Annotated in this window: 21 protein-coding genes; 9 read left to right on the top strand and 12 right to left on the bottom strand. The window is 71.3% G+C overall.

What is annotated here, in order from left to right; all coding sequences use genetic code 11:
- Positions 1-3 precede the first annotated feature (3 nt).
- A complete protein-coding gene (pcrA, locus tag FR742_RS42955) occupies positions 4-2,226 on the bottom strand; it encodes a DNA helicase PcrA (protein ID WP_148037301.1) in 2,223 nt (740 codons plus the stop codon).
- Positions 2,227-2,350: 124 nt separating this feature from the next.
- On the opposite strand from pcrA, the gene FR742_RS42950 reads away from it, so the two are divergent.
- Entirely contained in the window at positions 2,351-3,070 is a 720-nt protein-coding gene (locus FR742_RS42950; protein WP_148036892.1) for a PIG-L deacetylase family protein, read from the top strand.
- Positions 3,071-3,076: 6 nt separating this feature from the next.
- On the opposite strand, the gene FR742_RS42945 is transcribed toward FR742_RS42950, so the two are convergent.
- From FR742_RS42945 to FR742_RS42905, 9 genes are all read right to left on the bottom strand, one after another.
- The gene (locus tag FR742_RS42945) at positions 3,077-3,505 is read right to left on the bottom strand and encodes a PIN domain nuclease (protein ID WP_148036891.1); all 429 of its coding nucleotides are present in this window, start codon (positions 3,503-3,505) and stop codon (positions 3,077-3,079) included.
- Positions 3,487-3,711: a type II toxin-antitoxin system VapB family antitoxin gene (locus FR742_RS42940; protein WP_148036890.1), complete on the bottom strand. Its 225-nt coding sequence runs from the start codon at positions 3,709-3,711 to the stop codon at positions 3,487-3,489. The genes FR742_RS42945 and FR742_RS42940 overlap by 19 nt, the downstream gene beginning before the upstream one ends.
- Before the next feature lie 195 nt (positions 3,712-3,906).
- Positions 3,907-4,893 (bottom strand): DUF2804 domain-containing protein, encoded by a 987-nt coding sequence (locus FR742_RS42935; protein WP_148036889.1) that lies wholly within the window; start codon positions 4,891-4,893, stop codon positions 3,907-3,909.
- Positions 4,893-5,603, bottom strand: a complete 711-nt coding sequence (locus FR742_RS42930) for a CPBP family intramembrane glutamic endopeptidase (protein WP_148036888.1) — start codon at positions 5,601-5,603, stop codon at positions 4,893-4,895. Before FR742_RS42930 ends, FR742_RS42935 begins: the two co-directional genes overlap by 1 nt.
- A gap of 43 nt (positions 5,604-5,646) precedes the next feature.
- A complete protein-coding gene (locus FR742_RS42925; protein ID WP_148036887.1) occupies positions 5,647-5,904 on the bottom strand; it encodes a WhiB family transcriptional regulator in 258 nt (85 codons plus the stop codon).
- Positions 5,905-5,979: 75 nt separating this feature from the next.
- A complete protein-coding gene (locus tag FR742_RS42920; protein WP_148036886.1) occupies positions 5,980-6,633 on the bottom strand; it encodes a neutral zinc metallopeptidase in 654 nt (217 codons plus the stop codon).
- Positions 6,634-6,638: 5 nt separating this feature from the next.
- Complete coding sequence (locus FR742_RS42915; RefSeq protein WP_148036885.1) at positions 6,639-8,102, bottom strand: glutamate--cysteine ligase; 1,464 nt, start codon at positions 8,100-8,102, stop codon at positions 6,639-6,641.
- A 156-nt stretch (positions 8,103-8,258) separates the two neighbouring features.
- Positions 8,259-8,891, bottom strand: coding sequence for a response regulator transcription factor (locus FR742_RS42910; RefSeq protein ID WP_148036884.1), 633 nt, complete (start codon positions 8,889-8,891; stop codon positions 8,259-8,261).
- The gene (locus FR742_RS42905; RefSeq protein WP_148036883.1) at positions 8,888-10,096 is read right to left on the bottom strand and encodes an ATP-binding protein; all 1,209 of its coding nucleotides are present in this window, start codon (positions 10,094-10,096) and stop codon (positions 8,888-8,890) included. Before FR742_RS42905 ends, FR742_RS42910 begins: the two co-directional genes overlap by 4 nt.
- A 112-nt stretch (positions 10,097-10,208) precedes the next feature.
- On the opposite strand from FR742_RS42905, the gene FR742_RS42900 reads away from it, so the two are divergent.
- The 8 genes from FR742_RS42900 (at position 10,209) to FR742_RS42865 (ending at position 21,061) form a co-directional block, all read left to right on the top strand.
- Entirely contained in the window at positions 10,209-12,410 is a 2,202-nt protein-coding gene (locus FR742_RS42900) for a PspC domain-containing protein (protein WP_187281626.1), read from the top strand.
- Positions 12,400-12,603 carry a hypothetical protein gene (locus FR742_RS42895; protein WP_148036881.1) on the top strand — a complete coding sequence of 68 codons (204 nt, stop codon included), beginning with the start codon at positions 12,400-12,402 and terminating at the stop codon, positions 12,601-12,603. Before FR742_RS42900 ends, FR742_RS42895 begins: the two co-directional genes overlap by 11 nt.
- A 75-nt stretch (positions 12,604-12,678) precedes the next feature.
- Complete coding sequence (locus FR742_RS42890) at positions 12,679-13,161, top strand: (2Fe-2S)-binding protein (protein ID WP_148036880.1); 483 nt, start codon at positions 12,679-12,681, stop codon at positions 13,159-13,161.
- Positions 13,158-15,485: a xanthine dehydrogenase family protein molybdopterin-binding subunit gene (locus FR742_RS42885; protein ID WP_148036879.1), complete on the top strand. Its 2,328-nt coding sequence runs from the start codon at positions 13,158-13,160 to the stop codon at positions 15,483-15,485. Before FR742_RS42890 ends, FR742_RS42885 begins: the two co-directional genes overlap by 4 nt.
- Positions 15,482-16,336 carry a xanthine dehydrogenase family protein subunit M gene (locus FR742_RS42880; RefSeq protein WP_148036878.1) on the top strand — a complete coding sequence of 285 codons (855 nt, stop codon included), beginning with the start codon at positions 15,482-15,484 and terminating at the stop codon, positions 16,334-16,336. Before FR742_RS42885 ends, FR742_RS42880 begins: the two co-directional genes overlap by 4 nt.
- 73 nt (positions 16,337-16,409) lie before the next feature.
- Positions 16,410-17,105, top strand: a complete 696-nt coding sequence (locus FR742_RS42875) for an SRPBCC family protein (RefSeq protein ID WP_148036877.1) — start codon at positions 16,410-16,412, stop codon at positions 17,103-17,105.
- Positions 17,106-17,192: 87 nt separating this feature from the next.
- Complete coding sequence (locus tag FR742_RS42870) at positions 17,193-20,000, top strand: CDP-glycerol glycerophosphotransferase family protein (protein ID WP_187281625.1); 2,808 nt, start codon at positions 17,193-17,195, stop codon at positions 19,998-20,000.
- On the top strand, positions 19,997-21,061 hold the full coding sequence (locus FR742_RS42865) for a glycosyltransferase (protein WP_148036876.1): 1,065 nt from the start codon (positions 19,997-19,999) through the stop codon (positions 21,059-21,061). The genes FR742_RS42870 and FR742_RS42865 overlap by 4 nt, the downstream gene beginning before the upstream one ends.
- Positions 21,062-21,141: 80 nt before the next feature.
- On the opposite strand, the gene FR742_RS42860 is transcribed toward FR742_RS42865, so the two are convergent.
- Complete coding sequence (locus FR742_RS42860) at positions 21,142-22,188, bottom strand: sulfotransferase (protein WP_148036875.1); 1,047 nt, start codon at positions 22,186-22,188, stop codon at positions 21,142-21,144.
- Positions 22,189-22,209: 21 nt separating this feature from the next.
- Positions 22,210-23,016: a CDP-alcohol phosphatidyltransferase family protein gene (locus tag FR742_RS42855; RefSeq protein WP_187281624.1), complete on the bottom strand. Its 807-nt coding sequence runs from the start codon at positions 23,014-23,016 to the stop codon at positions 22,210-22,212.
- Positions 23,017-23,111: the final 95 nt, after the last annotated feature.

Raw genomic sequence — 23,111 nt, 5'->3', positions numbered from 1 at the left:
GGGTCAGAGCTTCTCCAGCGGCGCGTACGCGAGCAGGAGCGTCTTCTCACCGCCCGAGCCGAAGTCGATCTTGACCTTGGTCTTCTCGGCCACGCCGTCGACCGACACCACGGTGCCGAGACCGAACGCGTCGTGGGTGACCCGGTCGCCCGGCGTCAGCGACGGGACGGCCCGGCCGCCGGTCTTCTTCGGGGCCGCGGCCGGGGCGGGCTCGCGGCGGGTGGCGGCGCTCCACGCCGACTTGTCGGGGTCGGTGCGCCACTCGACCAGCTTGGCCGGCACCTCGTTGACGAACCGCGAGGCCGGGTTGAACGACGGCGCGCCCCACGAGCTGCGCACCGCCGCCCGCGTCAGGTAGAGACGCTGCTGGGCGCGGGTGATGCCGACGTAGGCCAGGCGGCGCTCCTCCTCCAGCTCCTTCGGCTCGCCGATGGAGCGGATGTGGGGGAAGACGCCGTCTTCCATGGCGGTCAGGAACACCACCGGGAACTCCAGGCCCTTGGCGGTGTGGAGCGTCATCAGCGTCACCACGCCCTGGCCGCCGTCCTGCTCGGGGATCTGGTCGGCGTCGGCCACCAGCGACACCTGCTCCAGGAACTCCACGAGCGTGCCCTCGGGGTTGGCCTCCTCGAACTCGCCGGCCACCGAGACCAGCTCCTGGAGGTTCTCCAGGCGGGACTCGTCCTGAGGATCTTCGGACGCCTCCAGCTCGGCGCGGTAGCCGGTGGCCACCAGCACCTCCTCGGCCAGCGCGGACGGCGGCACGCCCTCGCCCTTGGCGATCAGCTCATCGATCATCGCGACGAACTCCCTGATCGCGTTGAGCGAGCGGGTGGCCATGCCCGGCGCCTCGTCGGCCCGCCGCAGGCCCTCCCAGAACGGGATCCGCTCGCGCGCCGCGAACGCCTCCACCATCGCCTCGGCCCGGTCGCCGATGCCGCGCTTGGGCACGTTGAGTATGCGGCGCAGCGACACCACGTCGAGCGGGTTGGCCAGCACCCGGAGGTAGGCCAGCAGGTCCTTGACCTCCTTGCGCTCGTAGAAGCGCACCCCGCCGACGACCTTGTAGGGCAGGCCGGTGCGGATGAAGATCTCCTCGAACACGCGGGAGGCGGCGTTGGTGCGGTAGAAGACCGCGACGTCGCCCGGCCTGACGTCCTCCTCGTCGGCCAGCCGGTCGACCTCCTGCGCCACGAACACGGCCTCGTCGTGCTCGTTGTCGGCGACGTATCCCACGATCTTGGGCCCGTCGCCCTGGTCGGACCAGAGGTTCTTCGGCTTGCGCGACTCGTTGCGGGAGATGACCGCGTTGGCGGCGGCCAGGATGTTCTGGGTGGAGCGGTAGTTCTGCTCCAGCAGGATCGTGCGGGCGTCGGGGTAGTCGCGCTCGAACTCGAGGATGTTGCGGATCGTCGCGCCGCGGAAGGCGTAGATCGACTGGTCGGCGTCGCCGACCACGCACAGCTCCGACTGGCTGGTGCCGGAGCGCACCTGGTCGCCGTCGGCGGTGCGCAGCTCGGGGAACCCGACCAGCTCTCTGATCAGGATGTACTGCGCGTGGTTGGTGTCCTGGTATTCGTCGACGAGGACGTGGCGGAAGCGCATCCGGTAGTGCTCCGCCACCTCGGGGAAGAGCTGGAAGAGCGTCACCGTGTTCATGATGATGTCGTCGAAGTCCATCGCGCCGGCCTCGGTGAGCTTGAGCTGGTAGCTCTTGTAGGCCTGGGCGAGCGTCTTCTCCAGGTGGGAGCCCGCCCGCTCGATCGCGGTCTCGTAGTCGATCAGCTCGTTCTTGAAGTTGCTGACCTGGGCGGAGAACGACCGGGGCGGATAGCGCTTGGGGTCGAGCTCCATCTCGCGGCAGACCATGGCCATGAGGCGCTGGGAGTCGGCCTGGTCGTAGATGGAGAAGCTCGAAGGGAAGCCGAGCCGCTTGGCCTCGCGGCGCAGGATGCGCATGCACGCGCTGTGGAAGGTCATCACCCACATCGCCCGCGAGCGCGGGCCGACGAGCTTGTCGATGCGCTCCTTCATCTCGCGGGCGGCCTTGTTGGTGAACGTGATGGCCAGGATCTCGCCCGGATGGACGTCGCGCTCGGCCAGGAGGTAGGCGATGCGGTGGGTGAGCACCCGCGTCTTGCCGGACCCGGCGCCCGCGACGATCAGCAGCGGGCTGCCGTGGTGGAGCACGGCCTCGCGCTGCTGAGGGTTGAGGCCGTCGAGCAAAGGGTGGTCAACAGAGACTTGGGTGGGCACGCCCCTAGGTTAGGCCCCCTCACCGACAATCGGCGCCCGGAATGCCGGGGACCGGGCTCCCGTTGTGCGGACAGACGCCTCAGAAAGGGGAGCCATGCTGCCGGAGAGTGAGATCACCAGGGTCCTCGTCGTGACTGCGCACCCGGACGACGCCGACTTCGGCGCGGCCGGCAGCGTGGCGCTGTTCGCCGACAAGGGCGTGGAGGTGACCTACCTGCTGGTCACCGACGGCGACGCGGGCGGCAACGACCGCTCCCTGGACCACTCCGGCATGGCCGAACTGCGCCGCGCCGAGCAGGCCGAGGCGGCCAAGTGCGTCGGCGTGACCGACCTGCGCTCCCTCGGCCGCGCCGACGGGACCGTCGTCCCGTCGCTGGATCTGCGCAGGGACATCGCCCGCGTCATCAGGCAGGTACGGCCCGAGCTGGTGATCACCCATCACCCCGAGCGCAACTACGAGTTCATCGCCCCCAGCCACCCCGACCACCGGGCGGTCGGCGGCGCCACCCTGGACGCCGTCTATCCCGACGCGCGCAACCCGTACGCCTTCCCCGAGCTCGTCGAGGAGGAGGGCCTGGAGGCGTGGACGGTGCGTGAGGTGTGGCTCATGGGCGGGCCCACCCGCAACCACTGGGTGGACATCACGCCGGTCGTCGACCGCAAACTGGCGGCGCTGCAGTCGCACGCCAGTCAGGTGGGTCACATCGAGGGGTTCGCGGAGATCGTCAGGGACCGTTTCGCCGCCTGGGCGCGGCAGGCCGGCTTCCCCGACGGGCACTACGCCGAGGGCTTCCAGGTCGTCAACACGACATAGGCCGGCTTACGGCACCGAACCGGGCGGCACCACCCACAGTGACGGCTGCCCGGTGACCTCCGCGATCCGGTCGTAGTCGCGGTCGTAGTGGAGCACCGTCGCGCCGTACACCTCGGCGCAGGCGGCGATGAGCAGGTCCGGCGGGCTGACGCCGCGATGCTGCGAGGCCTCGATCAGCTTCAGCTGGACCTCGCGGGCGCGCGCCCAGACTTCCGGCCCGGCGGACAGCCTGATGACCTGGTGCTGTGCGCGGATGATGCGCTTGTAGTGCGCGTGGTTACGGGCGCTGTAGCCGACCTCCAGGTCGATGATGTCGCACGTGGCCACGACACGAGCCGCGTAGAGCGGGTGGAGCGCCTTGGCGACGACGTCGCTGGTCCTGATGCGCGCCAGCGCGCTCGTGTCGAGCAGGTAGATCACTCCTGTCGCCGCCACGCGTGCTTCATGACCTCCGGATCCAGCAGATCCGGGCTCCCCTCCGTCCGCCAGAACTCGAACGCCTCGATCGCGTCCGCCGTCTCCTCGTCCCGGTCGAGCACCGCCTGCAGGGCCGAGTGGACCGTTTCCTTCATGCTGCTCGTCCCCAGCCTGTCCTGGACCGCCTGGACGAGTTCCTTGTCGATGTCGATGACCGTTCGCATGGAACACCACCTCCGTTACCTCCAGCGTATATCACGAAGTGTGATCTTGATATACGCACTCTCCGTGTCCGATCGAACACGTTGAGGCGCGGAAGTGACTTTAAAGCAGCGGCAAAGAGCATGAACGCAGGCCAGGGCCGCGAGGTGAAGGATCCTCATCCCGGGGCGGAAAGCACCCTCACCACCGGGAGAACATCACCAGCGCTGCCGGGCCTCCTCCGCCCACCCCGTCAGCCCGTCGAGCTCCACCCAGGTGCCGTCGTCGGCCTGGGCGCGGCCGGCGAAGTGGCCGAAGCACTGGTGGGTCTCGGAGCCCACCACCACCAGCTCGGTGCGGGCCACCCGCTCGTAGAACGGCGTGAACTCCACCTGCACCCGGGGACCGGTGATCCGCCACGGCCGCATCCAGTCGGCGCGGTCGTAGCTCCACGCCAGCTCCTCGCCGATCTTGTGCAGCCGGCCGCCGATGAACAGGGCGTTCTCCGTCATCCCGGTGCCGGCCGTCCACCGCCCGCCGAGCTGGATCGCCTTCCCGGGCGCGCTGCCCGCCGCCCAGTTCCAGGCGATCGAGTACGGCCAGCGCCCCCGCCCGTGGTCGAGCACGGCGAACGAGTCTTCCTCGCGCACCTCGTACGGGACCGAGCCGAGCACGAGCCTGCCCCGGACCGGGCGGCCGACGTCCTTGACCGTGTACTGGAAGCGCCGCGGGCCCCACGGCACCACCACGCCGAGCGACTCGTGGCCCTCGCGCGACGGCATCTCCAGGTCGACCTCGATGCCCTCCGCGCGGGCGCGCAGCGCGGTGGCGCCGGGGGTCTGGGTGATCCGGATGTCCAGCCCGCCGCCGCCCTTCGCGACGGCGGTGCCCTCCCCGCTGCGGTCGGGCATGACGGTGCCGCGGGCGAACGGCACCACGACGTCCCTGCTGATCTCCTCGCCGGCGGCGCGGTCGAGGACGTAGAGGCCGTGCACGCCCGCGTAGTCGAGCGAGGACGCCACGACGCCGATGATGTGGGACGGGGTGACGATGCCCCAGTATTCCCAGCGCTTGGTGCGGCCCCAGCCGCGCAGGTTGGCCCGGTGGAGCGGCCTCCGCGTCCAGCCGACGGCGGCCGGGTTGAGCCGGCCGTCGGGCAGGCAGAGGTCCACGGGCTCGGTGATCTCCCGTTCGCGCGTCGTCATCAGAGGGAGGCCTCCTGCTGGACGGGCTCGGTCCTGGTCGCGGCGAGGCGGGCGAAGAGGTAGCCCAGCGAGTTGGTCGCCAGATGCAGCATCGAGGGCGCGAGGAGCCCGCCCCGGCGGCGCAGCTCGGTGAACAGGACCCCGGCGGCGGCCGTCGAGAGCACGCTGCCCGCCACGACCCGCGCCGTGTCGAGCCGCCCGGGGGACTCGCCCGCGACGACGGCTCCCAGCGCCGGGTTGGCGCGCGCCATGTCGACGGCCGGCAGGATGTGCCAGAGGCCGAACAGCGCCGACGACACCGCCGTGGCGGTGGCCTGCCCGTGGGCCCGGCGGAGCATCGCGTGCAGCGCCCCGCGGAACCCGACCTCCTCCAGCAGCACCGTGCCGAACGGGACCTGGAGCAGGGCCTCCTCCAGGACGCGGGCGCGGGTGAGCGACAGCGCCCGCTCGTCGTGGAAGAGCGGGCGGGTGCGAGGGAGGGTGATGCCGACGGTGTAGACCGCGGCCACGCCCGTCACCAGCACCCCGCCGATGACGGCCCCCCGGCGCCCGTGCTCGAACCCGAGCTCCTCCCACGTGACCCCGGACCGGCGGGCCATCGCCACCAGCGCCGCCGTGGCCGCGGCGGAGGTGAGGGGGCCGAGCCGTGGTGCGACGCGGTTGTTGAGCACGTTGGCCGCGGTCAGCACGGCGATCGAGCGAAGCAGCACCCTTGAAGATTAGTCGCGCTCACTCTTAACCCGCGCCGGAGGGTCATGAGGCCGCGGGGCGGCGCACACCTTCGGGAACGCGGGAGCGGCGGCGCTCCTCCGGGGTGAGCCCACCCCAGATGCCATCGGCCTCGCCCGCCTTCAACGCGTACGAACGACACTCGGCGAGGACCTGGCACGTCGCGCAGACGGCCTTGGCCCGCGCCTCCTGGACGGGTGAGGGGGCGAGGGGGAAGAAGAGCTCCGGGTCGCTGGATCTGCAGGCCCCCCTGCGCAGCCAGCCGATCTCCTCCAATGGCATGGGCTAACGCTATGACGTGTACAAGATCAGTCGCATCATCCTGGGGATTGACACGCGACTACATCGCGGGAGGTGTCAGCAGGCGCTCACGCCGCGGGTGTAGCCGACGGCGAACGACCGCTGGCGCTGCTCGGCCGTACCGTGGGCCGCCGGGTCGAGCCAGTCGTCGGTCGGGTCGCCGGCGGCGGCGAGGTTGAGCAGGAGCTCGTCCTCGTCGCCCGGCTCGGCCACCAGCGCCCCCGAGTCGATCAGGGCGCGCAGCGTGCCGCCCGCGTAGCAGTCGGCCTGCAGCTCCATCTCCACGTTGAGGCGGAAACTGGTGCGGAGCTGGGCCTGCACGGCGTGGCCGAACTCGTGCGGGATGATCAGATAGACGGAGCCGTCGCCCATCCGGCTCCACAGCGCCCGCATCCACTCCTCGTCGTAGGCGATGAAATGTCCCGCCGAGCAGTAGAAGGCGTTGTTCGGCACGGACGGCTGCCCGCCGCAACGCGGCCCGTTCGTCCCCGAGTAGGGGATGAACCGGTTGACCGGGCGATAGGTCATCCCGGAGGCCGCGAACTGCTGCTTCCAGAACTCCTCCGACAGCGTCCTGGCGCCCCACACGTCGTCCTCGAACGAGTCGAGCCCGCGCCGGTCCCTCGACGGCACGTCGATCACACCACAGGCGGAGACGGGGGCCAGCAGCAGCACGACGAGCAGGAGGCGCACGACGAGGGGAGGCGTCACATGCCTCAGACTGCCCAGGTATGTACGGGTTCATTCGCGTGCATACGGTCGAGGTACTCCAGCGTCATCGCCCGCAGCGCCTCGTGGCGGTCGCCGCCGATCGCCCGTACCTTCTCGACCTGCCAGGTGGCGCCCGTGCGGCCCGTCAGGCAGCGGCCCTCGATGACGCCCAGCAGGCGGGCGGAGACGTCGTGGTCCACACCCCGCAGGTTCAGTCCCTCGTACGCCATGGGCAGCAGGCGGCGCAGGATCAGTTCGTCCGCAGGCACCTCGCCGAGCCCTGGCCAGTACAGCCGGGCCTCCAAACCGTGGCGGGCGGCGTTGTAGAGGTTCTCCTCGGCGGCGGCGAACGACATCTGGCTCCAGACCGGCCGCTCCGCGTGCGGCAGCACGCTCATCAGGCCGTAGTAGAAGGCGGCGTTGGCCGCGATGTCGAGCACGGACGGGCCGGCCGGGAGCACCCGGTTCTCCACGCGCAGGTGCGGGCGGCCGTCCACCACCGCGTACACGGGACGGTTCCACCGGTAGACGGTGCCGTTGTGCAGGGTCAGCTCGTGCAGTTGCGGGACGCGGCCCTGTTCCAGCTCGGCCCTCGGGTCCTCGTCATCGCAGATGGGCAGCAGGGCCGGGTAGTAGCGGACGTTCTCCTCGAACAGGTCGAAGACGCTGGTGATCCAGCGCTCGCCGAACCACACCCGGGGCCGCACGCCCTGTGCTTTCAGCTCGTCCGGACGGGTGTCGGTGGCCTGCTCGAAGAGCGCGATCCTGGTCTCGCGGTGCAGCTCCTTGCCGAACAGGTACGGGGAGTTCGCGGCGACGGCGACCTGGGGGCCGGCGATGGCCTGGGCGGCGTTCCAGTGCGCCGCGAAGGCCGGCGGGCTGACCTGCAGGTGCAGCTGGACACTGGTGCAGGCGGCCTCGGGGGTGATGCTGTCGGCGCGCGTGTCCAGCAGTTCGACGCCCTCGATCCGCAGGTGCAGGTCCTCGCCCCTGGCCGCGAAGATCTGCTCGTTCAGCAGCTTGTAGCGGGGGTTGGCGGAGAGCGTGCCCTCGCCGATGTCCCGCTCCCGCAGCGTGGGCAGGATGCCGACCAGCATCAGACGGGCGCCCTGCGACCGGGCGCGCTCCTCGGCGTGGTTGAGCCGGGCGCGCACGTCGTCCTCCAGCCGCCGGGCCCCGCCGTCGCCGAGCTCCTGCGGCTCGATGTTGATCTCGACGTTGAACTGACCCAGCTCGGTGGCCCAGTCAGGCCGCGCGATGGCGGCGAGCACCTCGGCGTTGCGCATGCACGCCTCGCCGGCGCCGTCCACGATGTTGAGCTCGATCTCCAGACCGGCGAGCGACCGGTCGACCTCGAACTTCGACTCCCGGAGCAGCTCCGCGAAGACGTCGAGGCAACGGTGGACCTTCTCGCGGTACTTCCGTCGGTCGTCCCGGCTGAACACGACGATCGGCACATCCCTGCCCATACCTGGAATGTCGCACGCCGTCCCTTGTTAGACCACCCCACCACGCCCAGCCTTCGTCCTGGGCTGAGGCAAGGCGCCTACGCTCCGACTTCCCGGTGCCGCCAGCCTCGCCCACGCCCAGCCGGAGTCGTTCATGGACGACTTTCTCCCCGACGGTCAGACGAGGCGGCGGGCGGTGGCCCAGCGGGAGAGCTCGTGGCGGTTGGAGAGCTGGAGCTTGCGCAGCACCGACGAGACGTGGGTCTCCACCGTCTTGACCGAGATGAACAGCTCCTTGGCGATCTCCTTGTACGCGTAACCGCGGGCGATCAGCCGCAGCACCTCGCGCTCGCGCTGCGTCAGCGAGTCGAGCTCGGGGTCGATCGGAGGCGCCTCGGAGGAGGCGAAGGCGTCGAGGACGAAGCCGGCCAGACGCGGCGAGAAGACCGCGTCGCCGTCGGCGACCCGGCTGATGGCGTCGGTCAGCTCCTTGCCGCTGATGTTCTTGGTGACGTAGCCGCGGGCGCCGCCGCGGATGACGCCGATCACGTCCTCGGCCGCGTCCGACACCGACAGGGCGAGGAAGCGCACCTGCGAGCCGGCGCCGAGCACGCGGCGCAGCACCTCCTGGCCGCCGCCGCCGGGCATGTGGACGTCGAGCAGGACGACGTCCGGCTGCAGCTCGGCGATGGCCTTGACCGCCGAGTCGACGTCCTCCGCCTCGCCCACGACCTCGATCGAGTCGCCCAGCTCGGCCCGCACGCCGGAGCGGAAGAGCCGGTGGTCGTCCACGATCAGCACCCGCGTCATTGCTTTTCCACCTTCATCGTCAGCATCACTTCAGTGCCCTCGCCAGGCTCGGTACGCACCCTGGCGGCGCCGCCGTGACGTTCCATCCTTCCGATGATGGACTCCCTGATCCCCATCCTGTCGACCGGCACCGCGTCGAGGTCGAACCCCTTGCCCCGATCCTTCACGAAAATCGTGACCTCTTCACCCTCTACTTCCGCGTACACGGAAATGGACGGACTCTCAGAGTATTTCGCGGCGTTGACCATCGACTGCCGGGCCGCCTTGAGCATGGCCCCGAGCCTGCCGCCGGAGTCGAGGTCGATGTCGCCGACGCAGACCACCTCGATCGGCACGCCGTGCGCGTCCTCCTCCTCGGCCGCGATGCGCCGTACGGCGGCGGCGAGGGTGGCGTCGGCGTCCTGGGCCGGCTGGTAGAGCCAGTTGCGCAGCTCGCGCTCCTGGGAGCGGGCCAGGCGGGTGACCTCGCGCGAGTCGTGCGCGACGCGCTGGATGAGCGTCAACGTGTGCAAAACGGAGTCGTGCACCATCGCGGCGACCTCGGCGCGCTCCTCCTGACGGATGCGCTCGCGCCGTTCGAGCTGCAGCTCCTTCCACAGGCCGGCCAGCCACGGGGCGGCGATGACCGCCAGCCCGCCGACCACGACCGTGGTGAACAGCAGGCCCTGGCCCGCCTCCTGGAGCTGGCCCTCGACCACCAGGAAGCCGATCCCGCCCGCCACCACGAGCATCACGCCGAGGAGCGTGCGCACCCGGTTCTTCCTGATGCTCTTGGTCGCGCCGCTCACCCAGTTCTTGCGGCGGTCGGGATCGGCCTGCTGCCACAGGATCAGCCCGCCGATGCCGCCCACCGCGAACGGCAGCATGCCGATGCCGCCCCGCGAGGCTCCCGTCAGGAACCCGAACGCGAGCAGCGCCACCCCGATCGCCGTGAACGCGGCGAGCTGGCTCCAGTCGCGGGCGGGCGGCTCTCCCCTGTACGGCTCGCGCGGCGTGATCATCCACAGCACCGCGTACGCCACACCGCCGACCCCGCCGACCACGCTGAGCAGCACGAACACCAGCCTGATCACGACGGGGTCGAGCTTGAGCTGCGCGGCCAGGCCCTGCGCGACGCCGCCGACGAGCCGGCCCTCCATGGGGCGCATCATGCGGCGGTACGGCCCGCTGGTCTCGGGCTCGGCGAGTGTCTTCTGGTCTGTCATAACACCGCCATCGTCACATGTCGCAGCGTTGGGGGCATCAGGGAACAACCCCCGGGTCGGGTCAGGGGTCTCCCCGATGCGTGCCCCCTCGGGGGTGGGTCACGATGGTTCCATGACAGAAGCACCGCCCAGGGAACCGGCCGCGCCCCCGAGCGTGCTGCGCCGCAGCAGCGAGGGACGATTCCTCATGGGGGTGTGCGCCGGGCTCGGCAGGCACACCGGCATCGACCCCGTGGTGTTCCGCGTGGGGTTCGTGATCCTGCTGTTCGGGTCCGGTATCGGGCTGTTTCTGTACATCGCGGCTTTTCTGCTGATGAAGGAGCCCAGTGGGCGGCCGGGGCTCATCGAGCAGTGGACCCACCGCGACTTCGACGCCGACACGGTGATGGCGTTGCTGACGGCGGTGCTGGCGCTCGGGCTGGGCATCAACCTGTCGACCGTGTGGCTGGACACCGGGACGCTGGTGGCGGGGCTGTTCCTGGCCGTCGCGCTGCTGGCGGCGCACGCGCACGGGGTCGACCTGCTGGGGCTGGTGCGCTCGATGCCCGAACGCCTCAACCGGCGGCCCCGAGCGATGGACCTGGACGGGTACCAGGAGACCCCCCGCGTGCCTCCGTACGCGCAGGCGACTCCTCCGATGGGTCACCGGCCCCCGGGGTCCCGCGCCGGAGGCCCCCCGGACCAGCCCCGCCGTACGGACGAGAACGGTACGCGGGAAGAGACCTCCCACCCGGCGGCTGACGCGGCGCCCGAGCCCGGCAAGGGTCCTCGTGCCGTGCCGCTCACCGGCACCGGACCCGCCGCGGTCCACGCCAGCGTCTCGCCGAAGACGTCCGGAGACGCCGACCGGACGGAACGGAGCCAGGACGAGGCGACCGCCACCTCCCCCGGCACGGCGGCAACGCCCGACGGCCGGCCCGAAACGGTACGGGACCAGGCGGCACCGCCCACGAGCATCTCACCCGACGCAACAGAGTCGCCCGCGCAGGACGGCCGACCCGAAGCGGGGCGGGACCAGGCGGCGTCACCCACGAGCATCTCACCCGACGCGGCGGGGTGGCCCGAAACGGGGCGGGACGAGGCGACCGCGCCGCCCGCCGCAGCCGCACACGCCGCTGCTTACGCCGACGCGGGGACGGACCCGGCCGCCGAGGGCGACCGGGCGCAGGAGGGCCGGGGCGATGAGACGGTGGCGCGGCCCGCCGTTGATCTGCCGCGGCAGGGTGCGCCGGGACAGGAGCCGGCGGGGGCCGGCTTCCGGGCGGAGGCCGGTACAGGCGAGAGGACCGATCAGCCCGGTACGAGGATCGGCGACCAGGCCGGGACCGGGACCGACGAAGGCACCGGGATCGGGTCCAGGTCCGGGACCGAGGAAGGGGCCGGGATCGGGTCCGGGATGGGTTCCAGGACCGGGTCCGGGGCCGGTTCCAGGGCCGAATCCGCGACCGGCGAAGGGGCCGAGGGGGATCGGGTTCGGTCGTATGGGGTGCAGGAGGAGTCGGTGTTCGCGGCGGGTGAGACGCGGGAGATGCCCGCGTACCGGCCGCTCGCCGGTCACCGGGAGACCCGGTACGGCTCGTACGGGGAGCCGTTCGCGCCGCACGGGCCGTACCAGCCGCTGGATCCGGCCAAGCGCGGCGGAGGTTACTCGCCGTACGACCCCGCGTTGTACGGGGTGCCGCTGCCGAAGCGGCAGAAACGGCCGAAGTCGTTCATCGGCGCCATCACCATCCTGCTGGCAACCATCATTGGAGGGATCCTCGTGGCCGTGCAGGCGGCATCGCCTTCGGGCGTGCAGCCCACGATCGTCGGCGGCGCGGTGCTCGTCACCATCGGGGCCGGGCTGCTGATCGCCGCCTGGTGGGGCAAGGGCGCCGGGCTGGTGGCCGCGGGCACCACGGTGGCGCTGCTGATCGGCATCGGGCTGATGTTCGGCGGGCTCCCGGCGAAGGTGGGGTCGGCCGTGTGGCAGCCCCTCACCGTGGAGGAGACGCGCCAGGTGTTCGACGTGGGCGTGGGAGACGGCGAGCTGGACCTGTCGAAGCTCGCGCTGAAGCCGGGGTCGACGGTCGAGGTGCGGGCCGCGGTCTCGGTGGGGACGCTGGACGTGGTGGTGCCGCCCGACGCGCGGGTGGAGGTGCACGCGACCAACAAGGTCGGCGACATCCAGGTCGACCAGTCGCTCCGGGGCGGCCTGGAGGTCCGGCTGGACAGGGTGATGGAGCCGGAGGTCGCGCCCGAGGGCGAGCCGGCCACGATCGTGCTGCACATCCGGGGCGGCGTCGGAGACCTGGAGGTGCGGCGTGCCGCGTGACGTCGACCGGCCGCGGCGCCTGCACAGGACCGACTGGATGGCGCTGCTGAGCGGGACCCTGTTCGTCGTGCTGGGCATCCTGATCATGACGCGGTCGATCACGGATCCGCTGGTCCTGTTGCCTGTGCTGGTGACGGGCCTGGGCTTCGCGGGGCTGGTGGCGATACTGGCGAGGGTTATTCGTGGTAAGTAACCCTTGACTACCGAGACAAACACGGGCATACGTTGGCCTTGTCCGCCTTTCCCCTGCTCCTGTGAGGGAGGACGTATGCCCCGGATATCCGTCAAAGTGGACGGAATCGCCTACGAGGAGGACGTCGAACCGCGACTTCTTCTCGTTCACCTACTAAGAGAACGGCTGGGCAAGACCGGCACCCCCGCCGGCTGCGACACCAGCAACTGCGGCGCCTGCACCGTGATGCTCGACGGCAAGACCGTCAAGAGCTGCTCGGTGCTCGCGGTGCAGGCCGACGGCTCCGACATCGTCACCATCGAGGGCCTGGCCGCGAACGGGTCGCTGCACCCGATGCAGCGGGCCTTCCACGAGGAACACGCGCTGCAGTGCGGATTCTGCACGCCAGGCATGGTCATGGCCGCGATCGACCTGGTGAGAGACACTCCGGACCCGTCGGAGGAGGCCATCAGGGAAGGGCTCGAAGGCAACCTCTGCCGGTGCACCGGCTACTGCAACATCGTCAGAGCGGTGAAACGGGGCGCCCAGGAGATGGGTCAGGCGGTGAAGTCGTCATGACCGAGGTGGGCAAGGCGAGAAGGCGCAAGGAGGACGCCCGGCTGCTGACCGGGCGCACGCGGTGGACGGACAACCTGCAGCAGCCGGGGATGCTGCACGTGGCCTTCCTGCGCAGCCCGATGGCGCACGCGCGGATCACCGGGGTGGACGTGTCGGCGGCGCGCGAGCTGCCCGGCGTGGTCGCGGTGTTCGCCGGCCAGGACGTCGCCGGCGAGCAGGGCAGCCTGCCGTGCGCGTGGCCGGTGTCGGACGACATCGTCATCCCCGAGCACCCGCCGATGGCGGTGACGGAGGTGCGGTACACGGGCGAGATCGTGGCCTGCGTGGTCGCCACCGACCGGTTCAAGGCGGCCGACGCCCTGGAGGCGATCGAGGTCGACTACGAGCCGCTGCCGCCGGTGATCGACCTGGAGACGGCGCTCTCGCCGGACAGCCCGAAGGTGCACGAGACGGGCAACCAGGCGTTCTCCGTCAAGATCACCTCGGGTGACCTCGACGCGGCCTTCAGGGACGCCCCGGTGGTCATCGACCGGACGTACGTGCAGCAGCGCCTGATCGGCGCGGCCATGGAGCCCAGGGCGGTGCTGGTCTCCACCGACGGCGACACGTTCACGATGTGGACGTCCACGCAGATCCCGCACGTGCTGCGGGTGATGCTGGCCATGGTCACCGGCGTCCCCGAGCACCGGCTCCGCGTGATCGCGCCGGACGTCGGCGGCGGGTTCGGCACCAAGCTGCAGGTCACCGCCGAAGAGGTGCTCTGCCTGCTGCTCTGCCGGAAGCTGGGCAAGCCAGTCAAGTGGGCCGAGTCGCGCACCGAGGGCAACCTGGCCGTCCACCAGGGGCGCGGCCAGCTCCAGCACATCAGGCTCGCGGCCGACGCCGACGGCCGCATCCGCGGGCTCCAGGTCGACCTGCTCGCCGACGTGGGCGCGTACCTGATGCTGGTCACCCCGGGCGTCCCGATGCTCGGCGCGACCATGTTCAACGGCATCTACAAGATGGACGCGTACGAGTTCGCCTGCAAGGGCGTGTTCACCACCAAGATGCCGACGGACGCCTACCGGGGCGCGGGCCGTCCCGAGGCCACGTTCGCGATCGAGCGGATCATGGACGAGCTCGCGGCGGAGCTGCGGCTCGACCCGATCGAGGTGCGGCGGCGCAACTGGATCAAGCACGAGGAGTTCCCGTACACCACGATCGCTGGCCTGACTTACGACTCCGGGAACTACGAGGCGGCGACCGACAAGGCGCTGCAGTTGTTCGGCTACGACAAGCTGCGCGCCGAACAGGCCGACCGGCGTGACCGTGGCGACCCGGTGCAACTCGGCATCGGCGTCAGCACGTTCACCGAGATGTGCGGGCTGGCGCCGTCGCGGATGCTGGGCGAGGCGAACTACGGCGCGGGCGGCTGGGAGCACGCGTCGGTGCGGATGCTGCCGACCGGCAAGGTGGAGGTCGTCACCGGCACGTCGCCGCACGGGCAGGGCCACGTGACGTCGTGGAGCCAGATCGCGGCCGACGCGCTCGGCGTCCCGTTCGAGGACGTCACGGTGGTGCACGGCGACACCGCGATCTCGCACAAGGGCATGGACACCTACGGTTCGCGCTCGCTGGTCGTCGGCGGGGTGGCGGTGCTGCAGGCGTGCGAGAAGGTGCGCGAGAAGGCACGCAAGCTGGCCGCGCACCTCCTGGAGTGCTCGCCGGACGACCTCGACTTCGCCGGCGGCGCGTTCAAGGTGAAGGGCACCGACTCCCAGACGACGATCCAGGAGCTGGCGCTGGCCGCGTTCGCCGCGCACAACCTGCCCGAGGGGGCGGAGGCCCGGCTGGACTCGGACGCCACGTTCGACCCGGTCAACTACTCCTTCCCGCACGGCACCCACCTGACGGCGGTGGAGGTGGACAGGGAGACCGGACACGTCAAGATCCGCTCGTACGTGGCGGTCGACGACGTGGGGAAGGTGGTCAACCCGCTGATCGTCGAGGGCCAGGTGCACGGCGGCATCGCGCAGGGCATCGGGCAGGCCCTGTACGAGGAGGCCGTCTACGACGCGGAGGGCAACCTGCTCACCGCCACGCTGGCCGACTACCTGCTGCCGTCGGCGGCGGACCTGCCGGACTTCGTGACCGACAGGACCGAGACGCCGGCCACCAGCAACCCGCTGGGCGCCAAGGGCGTCGGCGAGGCGGGCACCATCGCCTCGACGCCCGCGGTGGTCAACGCCATCGTGGACGCGCTCCGGCCGCACGGCGTGCGGGACGTGCAGATGCCGTGCACGCCCGAGCGGGTGTGGCGCGCGCTGGAAGGAGGGCGGGCATGATCCCGGCATCGTTCGACTACGTGCGCCCCGGCTCGCTGGCGGAGGCCTGCCAGGAGCTGGCGGCGGACGAGGACGCCAAGGTGATCGCGGGCGGGCAGTCGCTGCTGCCGCTGCTGCGGCTGCGGCTGGCGTACCCGACGAAGCTGGTCGACGTGGCACGGCTGCCGGAGCTGGCCGGCGTGCACGACCGCGGCGACCACGTGTTCATCGGCGCGATGACCACGCACGACGAGGTGATGCGCTCCGGCGTGGTGGCCGCGGGCGCCCCGCTGCTCGCGCTGGCCACCGCCATGGTGGCGGACCCGGCGGTGCGGCACCGGGGCACGTTCGGCGGGTCGCTGGCGCACGCCGACCCGGCGGGCGACCTGCCCGCGGTGGTGCTGGCGCTGGAGGGCGTGCTGGTGGCCCGTTCGGCGCAGGGCGAGCGGGAGATCCCGGCGGCCGACTTCTTCGTCGACTATCTGGAGTCGTCGCTGCGGCAGGGCGAGGTCCTGGTGGGCGTGAAGATCCCGAAACTGGGCGACGGCTGGGGCTTCCACTACGAGAAGTTCCACCGCACCGCTCAGGCGTGGGCGATCGTCGGCGTGGCGGCGGCCGTCAGGCGCTCCAACGGCTCGATCCAGGAGGCCAGGATCGGGCTGACCAACATGGGGACGACACCGGTGCGGGCACGGGCGGCCGAGACCGCGCTGGAGGGTCTGGAGCTGGGTGACGGGCTCCGGCAGGCGTGTGAGGAGGCGGCGGCGGACACCTCGCCGCCCGCCGATCTGCACGCGCAGCCGGACTACCGGCGGCATCTGGCCAGGGTGCTGACGCACCGGGCGGTCCGCACCGCGGCCGGAGCGCCCTGATCAGGCGGGGGCGCCCCTCTTCCGGGGCGCCCCCGCGGCACGTAGTCTCGCAGCAGCGGGAAGGAGCGAATCGATGGCGATGCGGTTCGAGCACGAGTTCACGGTCCCGGTCCCCATCGAGCAGGCCTGGGCGGTCCTGCTGGATGTCGAGCGAGTGGCCCCGTGCCTGCCGGGGGCGGCTCTCGACAGCGTCGAGGGTCAGCAGTTCACGGGCAGGATGAAGGTCAAGGTCGGACCGATCACCGTCACCTATCGGGGTTCGGCCGCGTTCGAGGACGTCGACAAGGACTCCCACACGCTCACCATCCAGGCCTCGGGCAAGGAGGCGCGTGGCTCCGGGACCGCCGCCGCGACGGTCAAGGCGCGGCTGACGCCGGTCGACGGCGCCACGTCCGTGACGGTCGAGACGACGTTCAACGTGACCGGGCGGCCCGCCCAGTTCGGCCGCGGGGTGATGGCCGAGGTCGGGGCGAAGCTCATCGACCGGTTCGCGGCGAACCTCGCCGACCTGTTCGCCGAGCCCGCGCAGGAGCCGCAGCAGGAGGCCGCCGCCGAGGAACCGGCGGAGCGCCACCTGGCCGCCGTGCCGGCGCCCGGCGAGGACGCCCACCCGGCGGGCACCATGCGCACGTCACGCACGCCCGACGAGGAGGCGCTCGACCTGCTCGACATCGCGGGCGCTCCGCTGCTCAAGCGGCTGGCGCCGGTGCTGGGCGGAGTCGCCGCGCTACTTGTCATTGTTTGGGTGATTCGTCGCCTTATTCGATGATTTTGGGCAAAAAACACTGCCATTCGGTCGTACCTCCTGAAGTGCCGGGAATGCCTACTCCCACGTCGTGACGCACGGGGGGTAGGCATGGCGGATTGCACGGTTGTCGTGATCACCTACAACGACGCCCCCCGGCTGCCCAGAGCGGTCCGCTCGGTGCTCGGCCAGACACTGCGCGACCTCGAAGTGATCATCTCCGACGACGCCAGCACCGACGACACCCCCGAGGTCGCGGCCGGGCTGGCGGTGTCCGACCCGCGCGTCCGCTACCTGCGCAGAGAGCGCAACAGCGGCGGCTGCGGCGCCCCGCGCAACGACGGCCTGGACGCCGCCGCGGCCCCGTACGTGATGTTCCTCGACAGCGACGACGAGCTGCCCCGGCACGCCTGCAAGAGCCTGCTGGCCGAGATCGAGCGGACCGGGGCCGACTTCGTGTCCGGCCAGATCTCCCGGCTGTACGAATGGAACGGGCGACTGCGCCCGTACTACCCGACGCTGTTCGCCCGGCGGCGCGTGGTCGAGGGCATCCGGGAGGAGCCGGAGCTGTTCCTGGACTCGTTCAGCACCAACAAGCTGTACGACGTGCGCTTCCTGCGCGAGAGCGGGGTGCGCTTCCCCGAGGACATCCACTACGAGGACCACGTCTTCGCCACCGAGCTGTACGCGCACGCGCGGCGGTTCGCGATCGTGCCGTGGGTGGTCTACCACTGGCACCGGGCCCGCGGCGCCTCGTCCATCTCGCTGTCGATCGAGGAGATGGACAACGTCCGCCACCGCGTGACCGCCGCCAGGCTGAGCGACGAGGCGCTGCGCCGGCACGGGGCCGCCGATCTGGTGCCCGAGCGGCAGCACCGCTTCCTCCGGCAGGACCTGTGCGTCTACCTCAACCCGCTGCCCTCCAGGGACCTGGTGTGGGTCAAGGAGTTCGCCGCCGTCGTCCGCCCGTACCTGGAGGGGATACCGGCCGAGGTGTACGAGCGGGTGGACCCGCTGGTCAAGGTGTGCTGCCGGCTCATCATGGACGACCGGGCCGAGGACCTGCGCGTCGCCGCCGGATGCCTGACCGGGCCGCGGGCCGTGCCGCGCGCCGCCGTGCAGCTCGGCGGGCGCACCTACTGGGGCACCACGGTCTCGCCCGGCCTGGACATCACCCCGCTGCGCCTGGCCGAGCTGCCGTTCTCGGCGTCGCGGCTGCGGCACGAGGTCACCGAGATCGCCGGCGACGGCCGCCAGGTGCGGATGACCGTGCGCACGTACGATCCCTTCGGCGTGCTGCCGGTGGACTGGGAGGCGTTCCTGAAGCTCGGCGGGCGGCGGGTCCCGCTCCGGCCGCACCCTTCGGGCGACGGCGGCTACGTCACCGAGGTGACCTTCACCCCGGACGGCTCCTGCGAGCCGCGCATCGGCTTCACCCGGCTCGCCGACGGCCTCACCACCACCGACCGGCTCATCGTGGACCCGAAGATGACGCCGATCGAGCTGCCGGGAGCCACGGTCGGCTGCGACGGCCACGCCGCCTACCTGCGCGTGCGACGCTCCCCCCGGCGGCGGGCGCTGCCCGGACGGGTCAAGCGGGCGCTGATCAGGAGGATCAGCACCCCGGCGATGAAGCTGCGCGCGTACAAGCTGCTGATCAAGATGCTGCGGCCGCGCCGCGACCTCGCGCTGTTCGAGTCGGACGTCGGCAAGGGCTGCACCGGCAGCCCCAGGGCCCTGTACGAGGAGCTGCGCCGGCGCGGCCTGCCCGTCGAGGTGGTCTGGTCGGTGGCCAAGGGCCGCGGCAAGGCGCCGACCGGCGCGCGCGGGGTCCGGCGCGGCGGCTGGAAGTACGTCTGGACGCTGGCCAGGGCCGGCTACTGGGTGGACAGCCACGGCTTCCCGCTGGACTATCCCAAACCGCGCGGCACCCGCTACCTGCAGACCTGGCACGGGCAGGGCATCAAGTCCATCGGCTTCGACGCGCCCGACCTGCGCGGCGACTTCGACGGGCCACGCGCGCGGTGGCGGGCCGCGGTCGCCCGCTGGGACGCGCTGATCTCGCCCAGCGCCGAGTTCTCCCGCCGGTTCGTCCCGTCCAACGGCTACACCGGCCCGGTCTACCGGCACGGCACGCCGCGCTGCGACGCGCTGGTTAAGGGCGAGTTCGCCGGTGACCCGCGCACGCGACTGGAGCTGCCCGCCGGCAAGAAGGTCCTGCTGTACGCGCCCACGTACCGCGACCGGGCCAAGAGCAGCGGCCGCTCGGTCCGGGCGGACCTGGAGCTCATGGCCGAGGAACTGGCCGGCGAGTGGGTGGTGATCCTGCGCACCCACCCGGTCGAGCGGTACCGGCCGCCCGAGCACCTGCTCCACTTCGTGCGGCCGGCCGCGACGTACCCGGAGATCAACGACCTGATGCTGGTCTCGGACGCGCTGCTCACGGACTACTCGTCCGTGATGTGCGACTACGCGATCACCGGCAAGCCGATGCTCTTCCTCATCGACGACTGGGACGAGTACCGGCTCACGGAACGGGGCGTCTACCACGACCTGCCGTCCATCGCGCCGGGACCGTGCGTCACCACCACGGAGGAGCTCGTCGACCGGCTCCGCGACCTGCCCGCCGGTCACGCCGCCCACGCCGCGCGGTACGCGGCCTTCCGCGAGCTGTGGTGCGCCGACGAGCACGGCGACGCCGCCGCCAGAATCGTCACGGACTTCTTCGCCGCGGGCCCTTCCAAGGACGCGAGCCCGTCCGGGAACGCGGGCCCGTCCGGGAACGCGGGCCCGTCCGGGAACGTCCGGCCCGTCGCTTCCTCCGGGTACGCGAGTCCGTCCGGAAACGCCGGCACCCCCGCGGACGCGGCGAGCGCCGGGCCCGCGCCGGACGCGGATTCCGCGGGGAACGCGGCATGAACGTCGTCTTCGCGTGTCTGGACGCCGACACGCTCGGCGGCATCCAGCAGGTCACGCACACCCTCGCCCAGGGCCTGGCGCGGCGCGGGCACGAGGTGCACGTGATCGGCCTGCACCGGGCCGCGTCGCCCTTCCCCTACGTCGAGCACCCGCGCTACCACCGGCACCTGGTCAGCAGCGCGCCGGTGGGGCAGGAGGGCGGGATCGCGCGCCGGCGGTCCCGCCGCAGGCTGCGGGAGCTGCTGGGCACGATGCGCCCCGGCTACGCGGTGCTCACCTCGCCGGGAGTGGTCACCAGGACGGCCGGGCTGATCCCGGAGCACCTGCGGGCGATCGGCCAGTATCACGGCTCGTACGAGCACGCGAGCGGCTGCTGGCACCTGGGCTCGATCAAGAAGCACTACCCGGAGCTGGAGCAGGCGGTGTTCCTCAGCGAGGACGACGCGTGGCGCTTCTCTGAGCAGGCCCTGCTGCCCAACGCCTGGGCTCTGCCGAACCCGCTGGCGCACTGGCCCCGCCGGGTGTCGGAGCTCTCGGCGCCGCGCGTGCTGGGGGTGGGACGGCTGGAGGGGGTCAAGCGGTTCGACCGGCTGATCACCGCCTTCGCCCGGTCGGGCGCGCCGCCGCCGTGGGAGCTGCACCTGATCGGCGACGGCGCGGAGCTGGACCGGTTGCGCGCGCACGCCGCCCGGGAGGGGGTGACGGACCGGGTGGTGTTCCGCGGGCGGGTGCCCGCCGGCGAGATGCCGGCCGAGTACCGCGCGGCTTCGCTCCTGGCGATGAGCAGCGAGCACGAGGGGCTGCCGATCGTGCTGCTGGAGTCCGCCGCGCACGGGGTGCCGGCGGTGGCATTCGACGTGTCGGGCGGGGTTCGGTCGGCGCGGCCGGTGCTCGTGCCGCCCGGTGACGTGGACGCGCTGGCGGAGCGGCTGGGCTCGCTCACCGGATCGGACCGCGAGCGGCGCCGGCTGGGCGCCGCCGCCCGCGAGCGCGCCGAGGCCTTCCGCCTCGACCGCGTGCTGGACCGCTGGGAGTCCCTGTTCGCGCACCTGGAGCGCTGAACCACACAGGGCCCGCCGGCGGTGACCGGCGGGCCCTTCGCGCTGACGGCGCCGCGCCCCCGCGCCGGCGCCGTCGGTGATCAGTTGTGCTCGGCCAGCTCGGGCGACTCGTTGCGCTGCTGCGGGACGCCCGCCAGCACCCGCTGGCCGCTGGTGAGCAGGGCCGCCACGGGGCTGGGCTCGCGCATCCTGTTGATGCGGTCGCGGAAGCCCTTGCGCAGCCGGCTGGTACGCCGCCTGGCCATCGTCTTGTTGCAGGCCGCCACGTGCTCCTTGGCCGCGCTGGGCGCGCCGGACAGCTCGTAGCCGTTGGCTTCGAGGCGCTCGCCGAACACGTGCTCGCACAGCGAGATCTCCCAGGAGTCCAGCCGCTTGGCCCAGCTCCCCACCCTGCTGCGGGTGACCTCGCCGTGCGTGTTGCTGTGCCAGACCTTGTGCACCGGCACGGCCATGCTGGCCGCCTCGCGCGGCGAGACCATGGCGGGCGAGAAGTCCTCGTCCAGGAACACGCAGAGCTTCTTGAGCTCGGTCTCCGGATCGTCGGTGAGGTCCTCGTACCGCAGCTCGAAGTAGGTGTCCTCGGGCAGCGTCCGGCGCAGCCGCTCCCCCGCGTCCATGGCCTCGGCCCAGGTGGCGATCGCGTGGAAGGAGTCGGCCGTGTACCAGGGCATCTCCTTGAGCGAGGCGACGCAGTCGCGCCCGTCCCTGATCAGGTGGATGAACTGGGCGTCGGGGAAGAGCCTGAGCAGCAGGTCGGTGTGCTTGACGTAGCTGGGCCGCTTGTCGCCCCAGCGGGGCTTGTCGAAGCGGTCGGCGTACATGCGGAAGGCGGTCCCGATGACGGAGCCGAGCGAGCCGGGCCCTTCCACGGCCTCGCGGACGAAGTCGGCCTTGGCGATCTTCAGCTCGCGGAACTTGGTGCTGCGGTCGCCGGCGATCCACTCGGCCAGCGGGCGGCGGCGGGAGGCGTCCCGCAGGTCGCCGAAGACCCGGCGGCGGTAGTAGGCGGGAAGGACGAACTTCGTCTCCGGCGCCACCGCCAGCCGAGGGTGGGAGTGGAGCATGAGCTGGAGCATCGTGGTCCCGGAGCGCGGGCACCCGATGACGAACACCGGCCTGTCAGACATTTCGTACTAACCCCCGAAAACTTAGACGAGAACGTGCTCTCGGCTCTCCTGAGCGGCTCCGTGCCTGCGGGCGAAGAGCCACATCCGGTAAACCAGGAAGACCTCGTTGGCGAGAAGCAGGAAACTGGCCGCCGCCGCCACCGGGATCAGCGCCACCACCCCGATCAGGGGCGCGATCACGAACACGGCCGCATGGAACTCGATCCCGCTGATCAGGTGCGATCGCACCCGGTGGCGGGCCAGGAACGCGTTGAGCCGCTGCAGGAAGCCCGTCGGCACGGGCGCCTCGGCGTCCTCCTCACGCGGCGCCGGCACCAGGTCCGGCGGGGCCTCCTCGGCGTTCCGCTCCCCCCTGATGGCGGCGTGGACCCGCTTCATCTGCGGCGCGTTGACGTACCTGAACAGGTCGAGCACGGCCACGGCGGCGCCGAGCAGGATGTACGCGACCTCCCCCGTGCGCTCGTACTGCCCGTAGGCGAGCCCGGCGGCGCACAGCACCACCCGCACCCGGTCGCCGACGTAGTCGAGCCAGAGCCCGAAGGGCGTCCCCGTGCCCTTCAACCTGGCGATCTTGCCGTCGACACAGTCGATCATGAAGCTCAGGTAGAAGAGCAGCGCGCCGGCCGCCAGCTCGCCCGCCGCCAGGCACACGGCTGACGCCGCGCCGAGGACCAGCGAGAACACCGTGAGGTTGTTGGGCGTGATCTGGGTACGGTTGGCGACCACGAGCGCGACCCGGCAGGCGATCGGGTCCACGAAGTACACCGTCCACCAGGAGTCTCTCCGCTTGCGTGTCTCGTGGACGTCATCGAGCGAATAGGTCCTCATGGACCAACAGCATGACGACCTGCCGTGTTTGAATCTTTACTCTCTGCTACTACTAGAGGATGTCCATGCCTGTTCTTGACCATCTGCCGCCGCAG

It is taken from the genome of Nonomuraea sp. C10 (assembly GCF_008017515.1).
GTDB lineage: Bacteria > Actinomycetota > Actinomycetes > Streptosporangiales > Streptosporangiaceae > Nonomuraea > Nonomuraea ferruginea.
The sequence above is the reverse complement of the archived record's forward strand: the minus strand, read 5'-3'. Positions and strand labels throughout refer to the sequence as shown.